Annotated in this window: 16 protein-coding genes; 5 read left to right on the top strand and 11 right to left on the bottom strand. The window is 68.5% G+C overall.

The features are described from left to right. Nucleotides 1-23 precede the first annotated feature (23 nt). The 7 genes from E0E18_RS04805 to E0E18_RS04835 form a co-directional block, all read right to left on the bottom strand. Nucleotides 24-1,253 (bottom strand): acetyl-CoA C-acetyltransferase, encoded by a 1,230-nt coding sequence (locus tag E0E18_RS04805; RefSeq protein WP_202616694.1) that lies wholly within the window; start codon nucleotides 1,251-1,253, stop codon nucleotides 24-26. Between the two features lie 282 nt (nucleotides 1,254-1,535). Next, on the bottom strand, nucleotides 1,536-3,251 hold the full coding sequence (locus tag E0E18_RS04810; protein ID WP_066583546.1) for an AMP-binding protein: 1,716 nt from the start codon (nucleotides 3,249-3,251) through the stop codon (nucleotides 1,536-1,538). A gap of 6 nt (nucleotides 3,252-3,257) precedes the next feature. Next, nucleotides 3,258-4,139: an HpcH/HpaI aldolase/citrate lyase family protein gene (locus tag E0E18_RS04815; RefSeq protein ID WP_066583549.1), complete on the bottom strand. Its 882-nt coding sequence runs from the start codon at nucleotides 4,137-4,139 to the stop codon at nucleotides 3,258-3,260. Next, complete coding sequence (locus E0E18_RS04820) at nucleotides 4,136-4,630, bottom strand: MaoC family dehydratase (RefSeq protein ID WP_066583550.1); 495 nt, start codon at nucleotides 4,628-4,630, stop codon at nucleotides 4,136-4,138. The genes E0E18_RS04815 and E0E18_RS04820 overlap by 4 nt, the downstream gene beginning before the upstream one ends. Beyond that, the gene (locus E0E18_RS04825) at nucleotides 4,627-5,769 is read right to left on the bottom strand and encodes an acyl-CoA dehydrogenase family protein (RefSeq protein ID WP_066585859.1); all 1,143 of its coding nucleotides are present in this window, start codon (nucleotides 5,767-5,769) and stop codon (nucleotides 4,627-4,629) included. The genes E0E18_RS04820 and E0E18_RS04825 overlap by 4 nt, the downstream gene beginning before the upstream one ends. 142 nt (nucleotides 5,770-5,911) lie before the next feature. Continuing rightward, the gene (locus E0E18_RS04830; RefSeq protein WP_130839519.1) at nucleotides 5,912-8,101 is read right to left on the bottom strand and encodes an ATP-binding protein; all 2,190 of its coding nucleotides are present in this window, start codon (nucleotides 8,099-8,101) and stop codon (nucleotides 5,912-5,914) included. An 11-nt stretch (nucleotides 8,102-8,112) separates the two neighbouring features. Continuing rightward, nucleotides 8,113-9,711, bottom strand: a complete 1,599-nt coding sequence (locus E0E18_RS04835; protein ID WP_404827186.1) for a carboxyl transferase domain-containing protein — start codon at nucleotides 9,709-9,711, stop codon at nucleotides 8,113-8,115. A 248-nt stretch (nucleotides 9,712-9,959) separates the two neighbouring features. On the opposite strand from E0E18_RS04835, the gene E0E18_RS04840 reads away from it, so the two are divergent. The 3 genes from E0E18_RS04840 to E0E18_RS14390 are packed head-to-tail and all read left to right on the top strand — an operon-like array spanning nucleotide 9,960 to nucleotide 12,072. Further along, nucleotides 9,960-10,574 carry a TetR/AcrR family transcriptional regulator gene (locus tag E0E18_RS04840; protein ID WP_130839521.1) on the top strand — a complete coding sequence of 205 codons (615 nt, stop codon included), beginning with the start codon at nucleotides 9,960-9,962 and terminating at the stop codon, nucleotides 10,572-10,574. Then, the gene (locus tag E0E18_RS14385; protein WP_337189530.1) at nucleotides 10,571-11,200 is read left to right on the top strand and encodes an FAD-dependent oxidoreductase; all 630 of its coding nucleotides are present in this window, start codon (nucleotides 10,571-10,573) and stop codon (nucleotides 11,198-11,200) included. Before E0E18_RS04840 ends, E0E18_RS14385 begins: the two co-directional genes overlap by 4 nt. After that, nucleotides 11,197-12,072 (top strand): phytoene desaturase family protein, encoded by an 876-nt coding sequence (locus E0E18_RS14390; protein ID WP_337189531.1) that lies wholly within the window; start codon nucleotides 11,197-11,199, stop codon nucleotides 12,070-12,072. Before E0E18_RS14385 ends, E0E18_RS14390 begins: the two co-directional genes overlap by 4 nt. Here E0E18_RS14390 and purH read toward each other — a convergent pair. The 3 genes from purH to E0E18_RS04860 form a co-directional block, all read right to left on the bottom strand. Beyond that, a complete protein-coding gene (gene purH, locus E0E18_RS04850; RefSeq protein WP_066583556.1) occupies nucleotides 12,044-13,651 on the bottom strand; it encodes a bifunctional phosphoribosylaminoimidazolecarboxamide formyltransferase/IMP cyclohydrolase in 1,608 nt (535 codons plus the stop codon). The genes E0E18_RS14390 and purH overlap by 29 nt on opposite strands. Continuing rightward, nucleotides 13,644-14,234 (bottom strand): phosphoribosylglycinamide formyltransferase, encoded by a 591-nt coding sequence (gene purN, locus E0E18_RS04855; RefSeq protein ID WP_237559792.1) that lies wholly within the window; start codon nucleotides 14,232-14,234, stop codon nucleotides 13,644-13,646. The genes purH and purN overlap by 8 nt, the downstream gene beginning before the upstream one ends. Before the next feature lie 181 nt (nucleotides 14,235-14,415). Then, complete coding sequence (locus E0E18_RS04860) at nucleotides 14,416-15,987, bottom strand: cell division protein PerM (RefSeq protein ID WP_237559633.1); 1,572 nt, start codon at nucleotides 15,985-15,987, stop codon at nucleotides 14,416-14,418. A 246-nt stretch (nucleotides 15,988-16,233) separates the two neighbouring features. Here E0E18_RS04860 and E0E18_RS04865 point away from each other — a divergent pair, with 246 nt between their 5' ends. Further along, complete coding sequence (locus E0E18_RS04865; protein WP_110481144.1) at nucleotides 16,234-16,962, top strand: M23 family metallopeptidase; 729 nt, start codon at nucleotides 16,234-16,236, stop codon at nucleotides 16,960-16,962. A gap of 150 nt (nucleotides 16,963-17,112) precedes the next feature. On the opposite strand, the gene E0E18_RS04870 is transcribed toward E0E18_RS04865, so the two are convergent. Next, nucleotides 17,113-20,007 carry a UvrD-helicase domain-containing protein gene (locus tag E0E18_RS04870; protein WP_130839523.1) on the bottom strand — a complete coding sequence of 965 codons (2,895 nt, stop codon included), beginning with the start codon at nucleotides 20,005-20,007 and terminating at the stop codon, nucleotides 17,113-17,115. Between the two features lie 182 nt (nucleotides 20,008-20,189). On the opposite strand from E0E18_RS04870, the gene E0E18_RS04875 reads away from it, so the two are divergent. Beyond that, a complete protein-coding gene (locus E0E18_RS04875; RefSeq protein ID WP_078057046.1) occupies nucleotides 20,190-20,528 on the top strand; it encodes a chorismate mutase in 339 nt (112 codons plus the stop codon). The last annotated feature ends 110 nt before the right edge of the window (nucleotides 20,529-20,638 follow it).

Consider the following 20,638-nt stretch of genomic DNA (forward strand, 5'->3'; position numbering starts at 1 on the left):
TGGGGACGGCCTCCGGCGGCAGGTCAGCGCCAGAGCAGCAGGGCGTCACCCTGTCCTCCGCCGCCGCACAGAGACACTGCCGCCCTCCCCGTTCCGCGGCGCAGAAGTTCATGTGCTGCAGTGACGACCAGCCGTGCCCCGGACGCCCCGATCGGGTGGCCCAGAGAGAGCCCTCCACCGTGGATGTTGGTCCTGTCCAGGGGGTAGTCCAGGTCCCTGAGGGACTGGACCACCACGGCGGCGAAGGCCTCGTTGATCTCCAGGAAGTCGAGGTCGTCGACTGTCCATCCTGCCCTGGTCAAAGCTGACGTGACCGCCTGTGAGGGCTGGGAGTGCAGGAACGTGTCCGGCCCTGCTGTCTCCCCGTAGGCACCCAGTGCCGCCAGAACCGGCAGTCCGAGCTCTTCCGCGTGGGCGCGGGTGGTCAGCACGAGTGCGGCGGCTCCGTCGGAGATCTGCGAGGAGGACGCCGCAGTGACCGTGCCGTCGGCACGGAATGCAGGGCGCAGTCCGGCGAGTCCTTCCTCCGTGGTTCCGGGTCTTATCCCCTCGTCGGTGTCGACGCTGACTGTCGTCCGCCGGAAGGTGACCTCCACGGGGACGATCTCGTCGGCGAAGGTTCCGTCAGCCCGCGCAGCCTCCGCCCGCTGATGTGACAGCGCGGCGACGTGGTCCTGCTCCTCCCGGGTGATTCCCCGGGTCGCATTGCCCTCCTCCGTCTCCAGACCCATGGCTGTACCGTGCACCGGGTCGGTCAGTCCGTCCCGCTCCAGGGCGTCCTGGAATGCAAGGGAGCCGAACTTCACCCCGGCGCGGACACCAGCGGCGACGTGGGGCGCACCCGACATGGACTCCTGTCCACCAGCCACGACAATGCGGGCGTCCCCGACCCGCAGCATGCGGGAGGCGGAGATCACGGCGTCCAGTCCTGACAGGCACACCTTGTTGACTGTGACGGCAGGGGTCTGCATCGGCAGTCCGGCGGCAACGGCCGCCTGTCTGGCTGGGTTCTGGCCCGCACCTGCCTGGACGACCTGGCCCATGAACACGTAGTCGATGTCACCGCCGTCGAGACCTGCCCTGTGAAGCGCCCCGACGATGGCGGCGGCTCCGAGATCGACGGCGGACTTCGTCGCCAGTGCGCCGAGGATCTTCCCCTGCGCGGTCCGGGCTGCCCCGACTATGACGATGTCATCCGGCGCCGGGGTGGGCACCGGGGTGGGTACGCGGTTCTGGGCGGGGTTGGAGCTCATGTCGGTTCCTCGTACTTTCGTGGACTTTCGTGTACTTTCGCAGGAGAACGTGGTAGAAATCTGTGTGGGTCGCAGAGCTGTATGCCGCTCTGTTCGGACACGGGTCGGGGTCTTCCTTCCCCGGCACGTCTGTGCAACCCCCTCATTATGATGCGGATCCCCTGTCCGGTCAGCCGGATCGCAGAATCGGTACGGACGTGCGCGAAAGCCGTGCCCGAAAGCCGGGCGCCGGAAGGCCCCGTCAGTGACCGTCGGCACCTGAAATCGCCCCGACCGGACCGTCTACCGTCCCTCCCCGTCCGCGTAGAGACCGAGGATACCGATGGCCTTCTCCCTCATCTCGACCTTACGGACCTTGCCGGAGATGGTCATCGGGAACTCGTCGGTGACGTGGACGTACTTCGGGATCTTGTAGCGGGCCAGTGTGCCCTCGCAGAACTCACGGATGTCCCGGGCGGTCAGCGGTGCGGCAGGGTTGCCCTCGGCGTCCTCCGCCATGATGATCCACGCCATGAGCTCTTCCCCGTACTTCTCGTCGGGGACGCCGATGACCTGGACATCAGCGACGGCCGGATGCTCGTGGAGGTACTCCTCGATCTCCCGGGGGTAGATGTTCTCCCCTCCCCTGATCACCATGTCCTTGATTCTGCCGGTGATCCGCACATATCCGTCCTCGTCCATCATCCCGAGGTCCCCGGTGTGCATCCACCCCCGGGAGTCCACGGCCTCGGCGGTCTTCTCCGGCATGTCCCAGTATCCCTGCATCACCGAGTAGCCTCGGACCAGCAGCTCCCCCTGGGTTCCCCGGGGCACGGTACCGCCTGAGGCGTCGACGATCTTCACCTCGAGGTGCGGTCCCACACGGCCGACGGTCTCCACCCTCTTCTCCACCGGGTCGTCCGGCAGGGTCTGGTGGTTGACCGGTGAAGTCTCCGTCATCCCGTAACAGATGCCGATCTCGGTGATCCCGAGAATGTCGATGACCTCCCGCATGGTCTTCGTCGGGCAGGAGGTCCCCGCCATCACCCCGGTCCGCAGGGTGGAGAGATCGAGCCGGCGTCCGGAGCTTTCCATCTGCTCGAGCAGCTGCAGTTCCGCCATGAACATTGTCGGCACTCCGAGCAGACTGGTGGCCTGGCCGTGGTGCACGGCCTCCAGGGTGGACGCCGGTGTGAACACCGGGCCTGCGATGATGCAGGCTGCACCGTGGGTGACTGCGGCGAGGACGCCGATGACCATGCCGAAGCAGTGGAAGAAGGGGACGGGGATGACGACCCTGTCGGAGTCCGTGTAGTTGAGCCGTTCCCCGATGAGGAAGCCGTTGTTGAGGATGTTGTGGTGGGTCAGGGTCGCCCCCTTCGCCATGCCTGTGGTGCCGGAGGTGTACTGGATGTTGATCGGATCGTGGGGGCTGAGGGACTCCCGGACCGGGCCGAGGTCGACGATGGCGTGATTCGACAGTTCCTCCCACCGTTCGGAGCCGAAGAAGACCGTCTCCCGGTAGGTCTGGTCGAAGGTGTGCTCGACGGTGCCGATCATCGCCCGGTAGTTCGAGTCCTTGAAGCGTCCGGCCGAGAACAGGGCACGCACACCCGCCTGGTTCATGACATAGGTGAGTTCCCGGGTCCGGTAGGTGGGGTTGATGCACACGAGGATCGCCCCGATCTCCGCGGTCGCGAACTGGAGGACCGTCCACTCCCAACGGTTCGGGGACCACACCCCGATCCGGTCACCTCTGCGGTAGCCCGCGTTGTGCAGTCCGGAGGCGAGCCGCAGGACCTTCCGGTGGAACTCCTGGTAGCTCATGTGGATGTCACCGTAGAAGTCGACGAGGGCGTCGTGGTCGGGGTAGGCGGCGACGGTGCGGGCGAGGGCCTGACCGACGGTCTCCTCGAGAAGCGGTACATCGCTCGGCCCGACCAGGTGGGACAGTGCGGGGTCGGTGTCGGAGGGGTCGGTGAGGGTGATGTCGCGGGCGTGCCGCAGGGTGGAAGTCACGGTGGATCAGCTCCTTGAGAGAATCAGTTCGGCCTGGAGGCGGAGGGGGGCGTCGACCATCTGTCCGTCGACGCTGAGGGCACCGGAGTTGTCGGCTGCTGCGGCGACGACCCGCCGGGCCCAGTCGACCTGCTCCGGCCGGGGACGGTAGGCGTCACGGATGCACGGGACGAGGCCCGGGTGCACGGCCACGGTGGCCGCGAAGCCTGAGGCTGCGGCGTCGACAGCCTCCGCCGACGCGCCCCCGACGTCCGCGGTGTCGGCGTGGATCGAGTCCAGTGCAGGTATCCCCGCCGCCGCGGCGTGAAGCAGGACCAGTGAGCGGGTCAGACGGGGGACCTCCCGGTAGCCGCCCGGGTGGCCGGAGATTCCCCCGCCCGGGGTGGGCGACTCCGTCGCCCCGTAACGTGACGACGTTCCGCCGAGGGCTGCGGTGAGGTCCTCAGCCCCCCAGAACAGGGCGTCCACCTGACGGTGGGCCGCGACCGTCGCTAGGTTGAGGACGCCACGGGGGGTCTCCACCAGGGCGATGACCCGCCACCCGGAGGCCTCCGGGAGTGTCGCCGCCAGGGCGTCGACGCATGCGGCGTCCCCGGTCTTCGGCAGCATCACGGTGGTGAAACCGGAGTCGGCGAGGGCACGGACGTCGTCGGGGAAGTCGGGGGATCCCGGCGCGTTGACCCGGACGACGGTGCGTCGCGGGTCGAGTGTGTCTGCGGCCGCGATGATGTTGCGCCGCGCCGTGGCACGGTTCTCTGCCCTGCAGCCGTCCTCGAGGTCGAGGATGACTGCGTCCGCGCGGCCGGCGGCTTTGCCGAAGCGGTCCGGACGGTCGGCGGGGGTGAACAGGATGGCGGGCCCCGGCGGGGTCCAGTGCGGTGCGGTCATGATCCACCTCCGGTGGGACGGCACTGCACCAGCGTGGAGCGCACGGCGGTACAGACGACTGTGCCGTCCTGGTTACGGCCGGTGTGCCTGAGCTCGACGATGCCCTGGCCCGGCCGGGACGAGGAGAGACGTGTCGACACGCACAGGGTTTCGGCGTAGAGGGTGTCTCCGTGGAACATGGGTGCGGGGAAGGTGACGGAGGTGAACCCGAGGTTGGCGACGATGGTTCCGAGGGTGAGCTGGGACACGGACAGTCCGACGACGGTTGAGAGGGTGAACATGGAGTTGACCAGTCGTTCGCCCCGGAATCCGGGCTGCTCAGCCGCCCAGGCCGCGTCGAGGTGCAGCGGCTGGGTGTTCATCGTCTGGGTGGTGAACATCGTGTTGTCCGCTTCGGTGACGGTACGTCCGGGCCGGTGAAGGTAGGTCGTCCCTTCCTCGAACTCCTCGAACCACAGGCCGCGCTGCTCCACTGTCGGCACGGTGCTCACCCCGGCAGTCCGAGGGAGCGGGCGATGAGCATGAGCTGGACCTCGGTGGTCCCCTCCCCGATCTCGAGGATCTTCGAGTCCCGGTAGTGCCTGGCGACCCGGGTCTCGTTCATGAAACCCGCTCCGCCGAAGATCTGGGTGGCGTCCCGGGCGTTGTCCATGGCAGCGTCGGACGCCGTCATCTTGGCGATCGACGCCTCCCTGCTGAAGTCGGCACCGGTGAGCATCTTCGCCGCCGCCGCCCGCCATGCCTGGCGGGCGGTCCAGGCCCGGGCCTCCATGCGCGCGATCGTGAACGACACCGCCTGGTACTCGGCGATGGGCCGTCCGAACGACCTGCGTTGCCGCGCATAGGTCACCGCCTCATCGACACAGCCCTGTGCTGCGCCGGTGGCCAGGGCGGCGATGGCGATGCGCCCCTCCGCGAGGATCGAGAGGAACTGGGCGAAGCCTCTCCCCCGCTCCCCCAGCAGGTTGTCCTCGGGGACGCGTACGTCGTCGTAGCTCAGCGGGTGGGTGTCGGAACAGTTCCATCCGACTTTGTCGTAGGCGGGTTCGGCGGTGAAACCGGGGGTGTCGGTCGGCACGATGATCGCCGAGATCTCCCGGCGTCCGTCCGGTCTGGTACCGGTCACCGCTGTGGTGGTGACCAGGGAGGTGATTCTGGTTCCGGAGTTCGTGATGAACTGTTTGGACCCGTTGATCACCCAGTGGCCGTCGGTCAGTCTGGCGGTGGTCTTCGTGCCACCGGCGTCCGATCCTGCCTCCGGTTCGGTGAGCCCGAACCCTGCCAGGGCGCGTCCGGTGGTCAGGTCGGGAAGGTAGCGCATTTTCTGCTCCTCCGTGCCGAAGCGGTGGATCGGCATGGCGCCCAGCGAGCAACCCGCTTCCAGGGTTATGGCGACCGACTGGTCGACCCTGGCCAGTTCTTCGAGGGCGACTCCGAGGGCGAGATAGTCCCCGCCCATGCCGCCGTACTCTTCGGGGAAGGGCAGTCCGAACAGTCCGAGGTCCGCCATCTGCGACTGGATGTCGTAGTCGAAGACGTGGTCACGGTAGTTGTCGGAGGTCTTCGGGTCGACGACCTCGTTGGCGAACTCTTCGACGGTACGTCGGAGTTCGACGAGTTCCGGGCTCAGCCCGTCGTCTGCCGGGCACTGCCGGCGGGAGGGGGTGGGGTGTGCGGGACGGGTGGAGGTGGTCACTGGTCCTGGTCCTTTCATCTGGTGGTGTGCACGGCGGGTCCGCCGTTCACGGGTAGGTCTGCTGTGCCGGCCCTGTTCAGGTGGTCACCGAGGCGAGAACCTGTCCCGCCGGCACTTTGTCGCCGGTGGCGCACCGGATCCGGACGACACCGTCATGGGCGGCGGTCAGGGAGTGCTCCATCTTCATGGCCTCCAGGACCACGAGCGGCTGACCGACGGTGACCGCCTCTCCGTCGACGACCCTGACGGAGACGACGGTTCCCGGCATCGGGCTGGTGACCTCGTCGTCGTCCGGCGTCGCGGCGGATGCTCCCCGTCTCCTTTCCGCGAGCGGGACCACCCAGGTCCCGGCGCGACCGGAGACCGCCACGCCGACTCCTGCCGGCCCAGGGGCAGGGGGGAAGGACGCCGTTGAACCGGGTCCCGCGCGGGTCACGGGGACAGGCCTGGTCAGCCAGCGTTCCTGCACTGTCGGCGCCGGGGCGTCCGATGCGGCGAGTGACCACACCGTGTCTTCGCCGGACCGGGAGGCCCGGACAGTGAAGGTGCGGGGTCCGGGCGTCCGGGCGTCCGGGTCGGTGGGCAGGATCTCGACTGTGACGGTGCCGGTGAACCGGGGGGCATCCGGGGTCGGGAACGGGGGCTCCGACGGTGGGACGCAGGTCAGGGTGACGTCCGCGGGACCGGTGCCGGGCACGTCGAGGGGCACCCGGTAGGTCGCACCGGCGACACCGGCGCGCCAGCCGTCGGCGGCCGCCCAGGCCCCGTTGTATCCGGAGGCTCTGGCAGTGTCCGCACTGAGTTCACGGAACCCGAGGGCGACGGCGGTGAGCGCCTCCACCGGCGGGGCGTGCGTGGCACCACCTGTACCGGCACCGCCGGTGAGTTCCGCGGCGATGCGGTCGAGGAGCCCGGTGTCCAGGTCACCGTCCTGCACCCGGGGGTCGGCCAGCAGGGCGCGGCAGAAGTTGATGTTGGTGCCGGTCCCACCGGTCCCGGGTCCTGTGAGCAGTGTGGCGGCCAGGGCTGCGTCGAGGCGTTCGAGGGCCTGGCGGCGGTCTGTGCCGTGGGCGATGATCTTGGCCAGCATCGGGTCGTAGTCTGTCCCGATCTCCTGGCCGACGATGATTCCGGCGTCCACCCGTATGCCCGGCCCGGTCGGCCACCTCAGGGCGGTGACGGTTCCCCCGGTCGGCAGGAACCCGGTGGTGGCGTCCTCGGCGTAGATCCGCGCCTCCACCGCGTGCCCGGTGACACGGACGTCCTCCGCGTCGAGCGGCAGGGGTTCGCCGCGGGCGACCCGGATCTGCAGTTCCACCAGGTCGGTCCCGGTGATCATCTCGGTGACGGGGTGTTCGACCTGAAGGCGGGTGTTCATCTCCATGAAGTAGAAGTGGTCAGGTCGGTCGGCCGGGACGATGAACTCCACGGTGCCGGCGCCACGGTAGCCGCACGCCCGGGCTGCGTCACAGGCGGCCCGGCCGATCCTCTCCCTGGTGGCTTCGTCGAGCAACGGCGAGGGGGCCTCCTCGATGACCTTCTGGTGCCGTCGCTGCAGGGAGCATTCGCGTTCACCGAGGTGGATCACGGTGCCGTGGGTGTCGGCGAGCACCTGGACCTCGATGTGGCGGGGGGTGTCGACGTAGTGCTCGATGAAGAGGGTGTCGTCACCGAAGGCGGACGCCGCCTCCCGGCGTGCGGTGGCCAGTGCCTCGGGCAGGTCCGACGCGTCCTCGACGACATGCATCCCCTTGCCCCCTCCTCCGGCGGAGGGTTTGATGAGGACGGGGAATTCCACCCCCGGCCCTCCGTCGGTGCCGGTGACCCCTGCGATGAGTTCCGCGTCACCCAGGCCCGGGCGGGATATACCGGGGACGGTGGGCACTCCGCGTGCCTCCACCGTGGCCCGGGCGGTGATCTTGTCGCCCATGGTCTCGACGGCCGTGGCGGGCGGTCCGATGAAGACGATCCCGGCGTCGGCGCAGGCGCGGACGAAGTCCGCGTTCTCGGAGAGGAAGCCGTAGCCGGGGTGGACGGCTCCGGCGCCGGAGGCACGGGCGGCGGAGATGACGCGGTCGATGTCGAGGTAGGAGGCGGCTGCCCCGGCCGGGCCGAGGTGTACCGCGGTATCGGCGAGGGTGACGTGCGGGGCGTCGTGGTCGGCGTCGGAGTAGACGGCGACCGAGCGCAGCCCCATGTGTCGCAGGGTCCGGATGACCCGGCAGGCGATCTCTCCCCGGTTGGCGACGAGAACGGTGTCGAACATGGTTGCTCCTCTCACATCCGGAAGACGCCGAAGCCGGCGTCCCGGTCAGGGTCACGGGGGGTGCGGGCACAGATTTCAAGGGCCATGGCGAGGACCCGGCGTGTGTCGGCGGGGTCGATGACGCCGTCGTCCCACAGTCGTGCGGTGCCGTACCAGCAGCTCGACTTCTCCTCGAAGAGCTCCCGGACGGGGGCCTCGTATCTCTCCCGGTCGGTCGGGGTCCACTCCCCTCCTTCCCGGGTGACTTTCGCGCCACGCACGGTGGACAGGGTCATCGCCGCCTGGGGTCCTCCCATGACCGCGACTTTCGCATTCGGCCAGGTCCACAGGAACCTGGGGGAGAACGCCCTGCCGCACATGGCGTAGTTGCCGGCCCCGAATCCGCCGCCGGTGATGACGGTGAGCTTCGGCACGGTCGCGGTGGCTACGGCGGTGACCATCTTTGCGCCGTGCCGGGCGATCCCGGCCCGTTCGTAGTCCCGGCCGACCATGAAACCGGTGGTGTTCTGGAGGAACAGGAGGGGGACGCCGCGTTGTTCGCACAGTTCGATGAAGTGGGCGGCCTTGACGGCGCCGTCACCGAAGATCACACCGTTGTTCGCGATGATTCCGATGCGGTGACCTTCGACGGCGGCGAAGCTGGTGACGACCGAGGTCCCGAACTCCGCCTTGAACTCGTGGACGGAACCGGCGTCGGTGACCACGGTGATGACCTCCCGTGGATCACAGGGGGTTCGCAGGTCGGTGGGGACGATGTCGTAGAGGTCTGTCTGGGGACGCCCCGGAGCGACCGTCGCGTGGGCGGATGTCGAGGGTGTGTCCTCCGGCAGGGTCCCGACGATGTCACGGATGATGCCGACGGCGTCGGCGTCATCGACGGCGAGGTGGTCGGTGACACCGGATATGCGGGAGTGCATGGCCCCGCCCCCGAGTTCCTCGGCGCTGACGTCTTCTCCGGTCGCCGCCTTCACCAGGGGCGGTCCTGCGAGGAAGATGGTTCCCTGACCTTCGACGATGACGGTCTCGTCCGAGATGGCCGGGACGTAGGCGCCTCCGGCGGTGCAGGAGCCCATCACCGCGGAGATCTGCGCTATTCCGGAGGCGGACATGCGTGCCTGGTTGAAGAAGATCCGGCCGAAGTGGTCCCGGTCGGGGAAGACCTCGTCCTGTCTGGTGAGCATCGCTCCACCGGAGTCCACCAGGTAGATGCAGGGCAGTCGGTTGGCCAGGGCTATTTCCTGGGCACGGAGGTGCTTCTTCACCGTCATCGGGTAGTAGGTCCCTCCGGAGACGGTGGCGTCGTTGGCGGCGATGAGGCAGAGACGGCCCCGGACCAGCCCGACCCCTGCGACGATTCCGGCTCCGGGGACCCGACCGTCGTACATGTCCTCGGCTGCCAGGGGGGCGATCTCGAGGAAGGGACTGCCGGGGTCGAGCAGGGCGTTGACCCGGTCGCGGGGAAGCATTTTTCCGCGGGCGAGGTGGCGTTCGCGGGCCTTCTCTCCACCGCCGAGCCTGGCCCGGGCGAGTCGGGCGTGGAGTTCCGCGGTGAGCTCCCGGAAACTTTTCCTGCGGTCCTGCCCTGTCGTGGCTGTGGTCAGCACGGTCACTGCGGCCGTCCTCTCCTCGGGCCCGCGTACTTTTGCGGGCTAACTGTTTTGAGATTGAGAACGACTGTATATGGCGTAGATCACACGGTAAAGCAATCACTACTGATTGTTTTTGAGTTGACCAGTGTTCAATGGATTACACTGCGCCGATGTCGGTGATGTACCCCACTTTCGGGGGTGGCTTCTGTTCGTTCTATACTCGTCTGAGCAAGCAGAACTGCCGGTGACTGACGCCCCGAGGAGAATCCGTGAGCCCCACCCCGAGCCCCCAGCAGCAACGCAGCCGGGAAACCCGGCGCTCCCTGCTCGACGCAGCACTGACGATCCTCACCCGCGAAGGGCTGCGCGGCACCAGTGTGAGTGCCGTCGCGGCCGAAGCCGGGGTTTCCCGCGGCGCAGCCCAGCACCACTTCCCCACCCGGGACGCCCTCATCGAGGCGACGGTCACCCAGTTCTACGCCGACCTCACCCAGCAGCTGCGCACCGCCGTCGCACAGCTTCCCCCCGGCCCCGGAGGCGCTCCGGTCAGCGACGTCGTGACGCTGGTCGTGGAGTCGTTCAGCAGCGGCTCCTTCCGCGCCGCCCTCCACGTCTGGTCCGCGGCCGCCGGCCCCGAAGGAGAACTCCGCGACCTCATCGTCGCCGCCGACACCCGCTTCGCCCGTGAGGTCTACCAGCTCCTGGCGATCACCCTCGACGCCGACCTCACCGACCGCCACACCCGGCGACTGCTGCGCACCACCATCGATCTCGCCCGCGGCCTGGGCCTCGGCGCCGTACTGGTCGACAACACCGAACACCGTGTGACCACCACCGCCACCTGGACGGCGATCCTCGACGCCGGAATCACCAGGAACGGATGACCGTGCACCCCTGCAACCCGGGCCGTGGACCCGGTCGTCCTCCCCGCACCGCGACCGTCGTCGGCTCCGGCCCCAACGGACTGGCCGCCGCACTCGTGCTCGCCCGGGCAGGAGTGGAGGTCACCGTCGTCGAGGCCGCCTCCGGTGCAGGAGGAGGCCTGCGCAGCACCACGGACAGTTCCGGCGTCCTCCACGACCGGTGTGCCACCACATTCCCCCTGGCACAGCCGTCACCGTTCCTCCGGCTCTTCGGTCCTTCCCTCACCGGCCGGGGACTCCGGTTCGCCACCGCACCGCTCGACGCCGTCCATGTCCTCGACAACCGACGCAGTGCCGCCCTGCACACCTCGGTGACGCAGACGGCGTCCGGACTGCCGGGGCGCGACGGGGCGGTCTGGAAGGCCACCTTCGGCCCGCTCGCGGAGAGAGCGGGCACGGTCACCGGGGAGTTCCTCCGACCGGTGGTCCATCTGCCCCGTCATCCCCCGGTCTTCGTCGGATTCGGTGTGCAGGCAGGTCTCCCTGCGACCCTGTCCGCCCGCCGGTTCCGCTCCCCCGAGGCCCGCGCCCTGTTCACCGGCGTCGCCGCGCACGCCTTCACCCCGCTGGACATGCCGGCGGCATGATGCTCACCGTCGCCGGACACTCGGCCGGCTGGCCGGTCGCCGTCGGAGGGTCACAGACCGTCGCAGACGCCCTCGTCCGTCAGCTGCGGGCACTGGGCGGAACCGTGGTCACGGACACCCCGGTCACCGACCTCGGCCAGGTGGCCGACGCCGACATCGTCATGCTGGACACTTCCCCGGAGGCGGCGGCGAAGATCCTCGGCGACCGGCTTCCCGGCCATGTCGCCCGCACCTGGCGGCGGTTCCGGCGCGGCCCGGCCGTCGCCGTCGTCAACTGTGTCGTCGAGGGTGGTGTGCCGTGGAGCGGCCACCCGGCCGAAACCGCCGGACAGGCCGTCACCGTCCACCTCGGGGGGACCGCGGAACAGGTCGCCGTCGCCGAACGCGAGTGCTGGTCAGGTCGACTGCCGGAACACCCGTTCACCCTCGTCGGACAGCCGTGGCTGGCCGACCCGTCCCGAAGCGTGGTCCGCGACGGTCGTGCGCTCCACCCGGTGTGGGCCTACTCCCACGTCCCCGCAGGATGGGAGGGTACTCCCCGGCAGACTTTCGACCTGGTGACCGAACAGATCGAACGGGCGGCGCCGGGATTCCGTGACCGTGTCACCGCCTGGACCGCCTCTCCCCCGTCGGCGGTCGCGTCCCACAACCCCAACAACGCCGACGGCGACATCGCCGGCGGAGCCTCCCACCTGCCTCAGCTGGTCGCCCGCCCCCGGCTGCTGCACCCCTACGACACCGGCGTGCCGGGGGTGTACCTCTGCTCGTCCTCGACCGCCCCCGGCGGTGGGGTGCACTTCATGTGCGGCATGAACGCCGCGGAACGCGCACTGCGCGGCCCCGTCAGTGGGCGAAGTGCCGCTCACCGGTGAGGTACATGGTGACGCCGGCCTTGACCGCGGCGTCGATGACCTCCTGGTCACGCACCGACCCGCCGGGCTGGACGACAGCCTTCACACCCGCCTGCGCGAGCGCCTCGAAACCGTCAGCGAAGGGGAAGAAGGCGTCGGACGCCGCGACCGCGCCCTCGGAGCGCTTCTCGTCCCCGGCCAGGGTGTTGGCCCGCTCGACGGCGATCTTCGCGGAATCCACCCGGTTGACCTGACCCATGCCCACCCCGACAGTGGCTCCGTCCTTCGCGAGCAGGATCGCATTCGACTTCACCGCACGCACGGTACGCCAGGCGAACTCCAGGTCCGCCAACGTCGCCTCGTCGGCGGCCTCACCGGCGGCGAGGGTCCAGTTCGACGGATCGTCGCCGGCAGCGTCGACCAGGTCGGTCTCCTGGACGAGCAGGCCTCCGGACACCTGCCTGTGGTCCAGAGACCCTTCGCGCACCGGGGCGTCGGTGCGCAGGATCCTGATGTTCTTCTTCCTGCTCAGCACCTCCACAGCCCCGTCCTCGTAGTCCGGTGCCACGATGACCTCGGTGAAGATTCCCGCGACCTGCTCCGCCATCTCCACGGAGACCGGACGGTTGACGGCGATGACTCCGCCGTACGCGGACACGGGGTCACAGGCGTGGGCTGCCCGGTGGGCGGCGGCGACATCCGCGGCGACGGCGATCCCGCAGGGGTTCGCGTGCTTGATGATCGCCACACAGGGGTCCCGGTGGTCCCAGGCGGCACGCCAGGCGGCGTCCGCGTCCGTGTAGTTGTTGTAGCTCATCGCCTTGCCGTGGAACTGCTCGGCGTTCGCGAGCCCGCCGGTCTCACCCGGGGTGGTGTACACCGCCGCGGCCTGGTGGGGATTCTCGCCGTAGCGCAGGGTGTGGGCCCGCTCATGGACCTCACCGATCCACTCCGGGAACTTCCCGAACTCGCCCTCAGCGGTCTGAGAGGTCAGCCAGGTGGCCACGGCGACATCGTAGGACGCCGTGTGCCGGAACGCCTGGGTGGCCAGCAGGGTGCGCTCACGACGCGTGTACCCGCCGGCCCCGGCCGCGGCAAGGACGTTGGCGTACTCCGCAGGGTCGGTCACGACCGCGACCGAGGGGTGGTTCTTCGCCGCGGCGCGGACCATCGACGGTCCTCCGATGTCGATCTGCTCGACACAGGCGTCGAAGTCCGCACCGGAGGCGACCGTCTCCGTGAACGGGTAGAGGTTGACGACGACAAGATCGAACGGCTCCACACCCAGTTCCTTCAGCTGCGCGAGGTGCTCGGGCTTGCGGGTGTCAGCGAGGATTCCCGCGTGGACGCGCGGGTGGAGGGTCTTGACCCTGCCTTCCAGACACTCGGGGAATCCGGTGAGCTCCTCGACCGGGGTCACCGGCACACCGGCGTCCGCGATGCGCGCGGCCGTGGATCCGGTGGAGACGATCTGCACCCCCGCTGCGTGAAGTCCTCTGGCGAGATCCTCCAGGCCTGTCTTGTCGTAGACGCTGACCAGGGCCCTTCTGATCGGTCGGCGTCCGGCGTCCTGCCCGGGGTCGGTGGTGTTGTCAGTCATTGATCCAGACCTTTCGTCCGTCGATGGTGTAGCCGTGTCGGGCCGTACGGTGCAGGACGTCAACGATCAGCTGCCGTTCCACCGTCTTGATCCGTTCGTGGAGGGTCGCCCGAGTGTCGGTACGCAGCACAGGTACGGGCTGCTGCGCGATGATCGGTCCGGTGTCCACCCCGTCGTCGACGAGGTGCACGGTGGATCCGGTGAGTGTGACCCCGTAGGCGAGTGCCTCTTCCACGGCATGGGCCCCCGGGAACGCCGGAAGCAGTGCGGGGTGGGTGTTGATGATCCTCCCCCGGAACCGGTCGATGAACTCTGACCCGAGAATGCGCATGAAACCGGCGCTGACGATGATGTCAGGCCGGCGGGACGCAGTCTCCCCGGCGAGACGCCGGTTCCAGGCGTCACGGTCGACCGTGGCGGTACCCGCCCGGCTGCTCCGGCCACGCAGTCCGGACTGTCCGGACGGGTCGAAAGCCACCAGGAATGTGTCGAGACCGGCCTGTTCCGCCCGCCGGAGGGCCCGGCAGGGGCGGTCTGCGCCGACCGCGACGATCTCGACGGAGTCGTCGAGACGGTCGATCATCGACTGGAGCAGTGTGCCCTCACCGGAGGGCAGGACGACCAGCCGCAGGGCCCTGCCCGAGGCGGGCGGCACGTGTGTCTGTGACTCTTCCGTCGTCTCCGGGGGTGTGGACTCACTCACGTTCCCCTACTCTACGGCGTGCAGCAGTACCCCGGACCGTCAGGGCACACTGACAGCAGGTTCACCGGCCCGTCGCGGCCCCGCCGGCCCCGCCGTCCTCGCCGGCCCCGCCGTCCTCGCCGGCCCCGCCGGAATCCCCGGCCTCGCCGGATTCCCCGTCACCGTCCGAGACGTCCCCGGCAGACTCCGTGACCTTCCTCCCTTTCAGGGTCACCCACCCGAACACCACCAGGGACGGCAGCAGAAGCCACAGCAGGAACAGCAGAGGTGCCAGCCACAGCAGGGGTCCGGTCGAACCGTAGTACCCCAGGTCGCCGCCCGCGACCCAGGACAGCACAGTTCCGGCGACCGAAGCGCAGATCCCCGCACCGACGGCGGTGAACAGCGGAGACTCGATGAACCGACGGCCGGCGAACCACCGGTAGACGGTGACGGCGGAGAGGACAGCGGGCACGATCAGAAGCACCGGGCCCAGCGGGACAGGGTCGTTGGGCACCGCCGCGAGGACCGGCAGCGGCGGCAGAGTCGTGTTCGTCACCGCGAACAGCGAGGTACTCCCCTCCCCGATGTGCATTTCCCCGCCCATGAGCACCGACGCGCCCCCCACTGCAAGGTTAGGGAAGTAGAGGATGCTCAGGACGGTGAGGCCGAGGACGCCACCGAACCCGCCGGCAATGTCGTAGGCCCTCCCCACCGCCGTATGGTTGACGAGGAGCCCGACGCCCACAGCCACGGCGCCGGCGGCGACCATGACCGTGACAAATCGACCCGCCAGCATCGCGGACTCGACCGGCCACGTCGGCAGCCCGCGCCGCAGCAGAAGTGCACGCCAGATCTTCGGCCCCAGCCCTGCACCGACAGCTCCTGCATTGACCAGCACCGTCGTGACCAGCGCGTGGAAGAGGTTGGGCGGGGCAACATCGAATACATGGGAAGCGTCCCAGACCATCAGCCACGCGATGACGGTGAGCACGGCGGGGATCCCCACGCCCAGGGCTGCCAGCGTCCGTATGCCCCGCACCGTCACCGTCGACCCGCAGGCGGACCGTATCCGACGGGAGTGAGCGTAGAGGACCACCACGGCGGGCAGCAGCGGCACCACCCCCAGATCAGCTCCGCTGACCGTCAACGGCGCCAGGTTGGCCACCAGCCACAGTGAACCGATGTACGCCGGGACCGCCCTGAACGTCGTGCCCACGGCCAGGATGACGGCCACCGCGACAGCCAGGGCGACAGTCACGCCGTGGTTGGCGAGAAGTCCGGGGGCGAACCGACGGATGTGGGGACCCCAGACCTCGGTGAAGGTGTTCCACCTGCCGGTGCGTGACGCGGCGGGACGGGACGCCTGTGCCGAACCGACACGGCCGCGCAGTTCGCTGCCGTGTGCGCCGTCGACAAAGGCCGCCGCGCTGTCCCTGGCACTCTCCCTGGCACGGTCCCCGCCGTTGCCCCTGCCACTGTCACCACTGTTGTGCTCCGGAGGTTGGTGACGCTCCAGTCTCCGGAAACCGGCGGGCGTGACCGGCGTGCCGGAGCCGGACGACCCGGCCCGTCGGCGCCGGTCCTCCGGCCCACGCCCGGCTCGACGGGACCGGGGACTGGGGCGGTGGCTCTCACTGTTCACCTGTCCCATTGTGCATGCTGACCGGTCCTGGACGTCTGCACCGGGTACCGCGTGTCCCCTGGCAGGTTCCGTTCCCGGCACCCCCGGTCCGATACCGAAACGTGACTTTTTTCCTGGAACGGGTTGCCTCCGGGCCCCCGTCCGGTTACAGTTCATCTTCGTCAGATAACGATCCGGTCACGAAATGGTGGTCGGAATGTCACAGGACGCAGGGTGGACGGCCCTGGATCAACAGTTACGGAGACAGTGCAGACGATGACTGAAGCGCAGCGGCCCGCAGGCCACCGGAAGATGGATACCTCGGCCAAGCGTCGGATGGCTTTCGCAGCTGTCGCCGTCACCGGAGTCGCCACCGCCGGCGCTGCCGGAGCCGGCGCCGCCACCGTCCAGTCCGCGGAGCAGGGGGACGCCACCGTCACCCTCGCCGCGGATTCCCGCGTTCTGGCCCAGGGTTCCTCCACGACGCCTTCCCGCGAGTCCGCAGCCCAGATCCTGGCCGTGCCCCCGGTGCAGAAGATCCAGGATCTCAGCGCCCAGCTGTCGAGCACCCTCGACTTCAACGCCGCCAGAATCGCCTCCGACCTTCTCTCCCGAACCCCGCAGACCGTGAAGCCGACCGACGGTACCTTCACCTCCGGTTTCGAGGTGCGGTGGGGGACGATGCACAAGGGCATCGATCTCGCTGCCCCTCTGGGTACCCCGATCGTCGCAGCCCAGGCCGGTGAGGTCATCAGCGCCGGCCCGGCATCCGGATTCGGTAACTGGGTCCGCATCCGTCACGACGACGGCACCATCACCGTCTACGGTCACATGCAGACCATCGATGTGACAGTGGGTCAGCAGGTCGTCGCCGGCCAGAAGATCGCCGGAGTCGGGAACCTCGGCTTCTCCACCGGCCCCCACTGCCACTTCGAGGTCTACCCCGACGGTGTCAACGCTGTGGACCCGAAGACCTGGCTGGCCGAGCGCGGCGTGGAGGTCTGACCACCGGACCCGCGGTCGTCCTCTGCAGTCAGCCCCGTTGCCGTCGGTGACCGACGGACGTTGTGTCGCAGAGTTTCAGCGCCGCACCCCGTTCTCGCGGGGTGCGGCGCTGACGTCGTCCGGGAGTGCCCCGGAACGGTGCGGACCCGCTCAGATCTTCTCCATCGGTACTCCGCCGATGAGCATCAGCCTGACCGTTCCGCTGGCCCCGAAGTCGATCGTGGCAGTGGCACGGACCCCTGAGCCGTCGACGGTCTTCACAGTCCCCAGACCGTACTTGTCGTGGTTGACACGGTCGCCGACAGCCAGTTCCAGCGGAGTGCCGCCACCCAGCGGTGAGGTCCCCTGACGCCGACGCGTTTTTTCCGTACCGGTTCCCCGTGATGAGGGGGTACCACGGAAACCCTGACCGGTCCCGTCCCTTCCCCAGTTTCCGGCAGAGGCCGCTCCGACGCGGAAACCTGTTCCTCCGGAGAAATCCGACCCCCAGGAGGGGACCGGCTCCTCACGGATCCAGTCGATGAGCTCACCTGGGATCTCGGAGAGGAAACGTGAGGGAGGATTGGTCGTGGGTGTCCCCCAGGCGGACCTGGTCATCGCCCTGGACAGGTACAGACGTCTGCGGGCCCGTGTGATCCCCACGTAGGCGAGTCTGCGTTCCTCGGACAGTTCTTCCGGGTCGCCGAGGGCACGCTGGTGGGGGAACTGGCCGTCCTCCCACCCGGTGAGGAAGACGACGGGGAACTCCAGTCCCTTCGCGGTGTGGAGCGTCATCAGGGTGACCAGGTCCTGTTCCTCTCCCGGGATCTGGTCCGCATCCGCCACCAGGCTCACCCTCTCGAGGAAGGCCTGCAGACTGCCCGGTTCCGCCTCTCCTTCGGCGAGCACGGCGTCCACCGAGCCGGCGGTACCGGCAGCCCCGTCACCGTCAGTTCGGTCGCCGGCGCCGGGGACACCTGCGGCGGTGCCCCCGGCACTGTCGGGCATGGCCTCGTATGCGGCGAGGTTCGCCGCTTCCTGGGAGAACTCATGTCCCACGGAGACCAGTTCGTGGAGGTTGTCCAGCCGCGAACCGTCCTGCGGATCGTTCGACTTCTCAAGCTCCTCCGTGTAACCCGTCCGGTCGAGCACGTCCCTGATCACCGCTCCGAGATCCGGTATTCCCAGTGACATCCCGTCGGAGGCCTCCATGAGGTGACCGGGAAGGGCGTCACGCAGCCCGTCCATGAGTTCGAGGAATCCCGCGATCGCGTTACGCCCCCTGCCGCTGAGACCGGGCACCTCGCCGGCAGCGGCGGCACGCAGACCGTCGGCGAAACTGACGCCCGTGTTCTCGGCGTGGACGCTGACACGGGACAGCGCACGGTCTCCGATACCCCTGCGCGGTGTGTTGATGATTCGACGGAGGGCCATGGCGTCCTCCGGATTGTCGAGGGCCTTCAGGTAGGCGACGACATCCCGGATCTCCCGGCGTTCGTAGAACCGGGTACCCCCCACCACCCGGTAAGGAATTCCTGACCGGATGAGCATGTCCTCGATGACGCGGGAGGCGCTGTTCGTCCGGTACATCACCGCGATGTCACGGTAGGTAGCGTCACCGTCGTCGACGAGCTGGTCGACGGTCCTGGCGATGAACCGTGCCTCATCATGTTCGTTGTCGGCGACGTAGCCGCCGATGAGCGGCCCGTCGCCGGCATCGGTCCACAGTTTCTTCTCCCGGCGTCCCTGGTTGCGCGCGATGACCGCATTCGCCGCCGAGAGGATGTTCTGCGTGGAGCGGTAGTTCTGCTCGAGCATGACCGTCTCGGCGTGCGGGTAGTCACGCTCGAACTCCTCGATGTTGCGGATCGTCGCACCCCGGAAGGCGTAGATCGACTGGTCGGCGTCACCGACGACACACAGTTCCCCGGCGTCCTGTCCGTCACCGACGAGTGTGGACACCAGCACGTACTGGGCGTGGTTGGTGTCCTGGTACTCGTCGACGAGGATGTGGCGGAACCGCCGCCGGTAGTGTTCGGCGACGGCGGGACGGGTCCTCAGTATGGTGACGACCTCGCCGATGAGATCGTCGAAGTCCACCGCATTCGATTCGCGCAGCCGCGACTGGTAGTCGCGGTACACCAGCGCTATCTGCTCCCGATGGCGGTTGCTGTCCTCCTGCGCCTCCCGCAGGGCCTCGGCCGGGCCCTGGAGTTCGTTCTTCCAGTTGGAGATCACGGTCAGAACGCCCCGGGGCGCGAACTCCTTGAGGTCACAGTCATGCTCCTTGAGCACGACCGTGATGAGCCTCTTCTGGTCGTCGGAGTCGTAGATGGTGAAGTTCGAGTTGAGCCCGTCGACCAGCTGGGCGTTCGCCCGCAGAATCCGGACGCACAGGGAGTGGAAGGTGGAGATCCACATGCGCTCGGCGACCGGACCCACCAGGTCTGTGACCCGCTCACGCATCTCGGCGGCGGCCTTGTTGGTGAAGGTGATCGCCAGGATCTGCCACGGAGCGACACCGTGTGCCAGCAGCCAGGCGATGCGCCGGGTCAGCACACTCGTCTTCCCTGAACCGGCCCCGGCGACGATGAGCAGAGGAGAGCCGGTGTGTACGACCGCCGACCGCTGAGCGGGATTGAGGCCCCGGAGCAGCAGCTCCTCCCGTGCCGCACCGGGGCGTCCTGCCGGTGCACTTTCCGGGGTGCGGTGGCCGGCGTCCCGGGAGCCGGCACCGACGTCCGGGGACGACGGCGAAACGTGGAAGGGAGACGCCCGGAAGTCCGTCGCCGGGGTCTCGGGCAGCGGGGCGAGATGCGCGACCGAGTCCACGAAATCCTCCGCGAAGCTGTCCAGCAGGGCTCCGGCGTCCTCCGGGGGCAGGTCCTCCTCCGGTGGGGGGGCGTCGTAACCGGCGTCCCCGCCGAAGAGGTCCTCCGGTACGTCTGGCACGGGGATCTGCCCGTCAGCGGAGTGGTCGGACGTGCCCGGATTCACGGTGGGGTGCTCCTCGAAAGTGTCTGTGGGATCTTCTGTGGGACTGTCTGTCGACAGTGGTCTGTGCATAGGCTCTGTCCACCCTACAACCCGCCCGGACGTCATTTCCCCGTGCTGGTCACGGGGTCGGGTGAGGGGCCGGTGGCAAGCCGGGTGAGGAACGCCAGCAGGCACGGGGCCTTTCGTGAATATCAGTGCATCGTCAGCACCCTGTCAGTGACAACGTCGCGGCAACGCTAGAATTACCGGTCATGAGCGACCCCCGGAACGTGGACCCCCGGAACGAGGCGGCGAACGCCTCCGTCAACGAGACCCTGAGCAGCGGCACCGATGACCCGCTGTCGGACGCCGAGATCCAGGAGTACCGCCGGGAGATCAACCGGCTCGACCGGTCGATCATAGACGCGGTGAAGCGGCGTTCCGAGATCTCCCGGCGCATCGGACAGACCAGGAAAGCCTCCGGCGGGACCAGACTCGTCTACGCGCGCGAGACGGCGATCCTCAACCAGTTCCGTGACGAGCTGGGGCCCGAGGGTGTGCCGATCGCCAATGCACTGCTGCAGCTGGGTCGGGGTCACCTCGGCAGATAGTCCCGGCCGGTTCCCAGCCGGCCACAGCCGGCCACAGCCGGTCCCCACACACCCTCACCGTGACTGTTCTTGACCGGTCGTGACTGTCCATGACCATTTTCGGCCGCAGT

The organism is Corynebacterium neomassiliense (genome assembly GCF_900626215.1).
Taxonomy (GTDB): Bacteria; Actinomycetota; Actinomycetes; order Mycobacteriales; family Mycobacteriaceae; genus Corynebacterium; species Corynebacterium neomassiliense.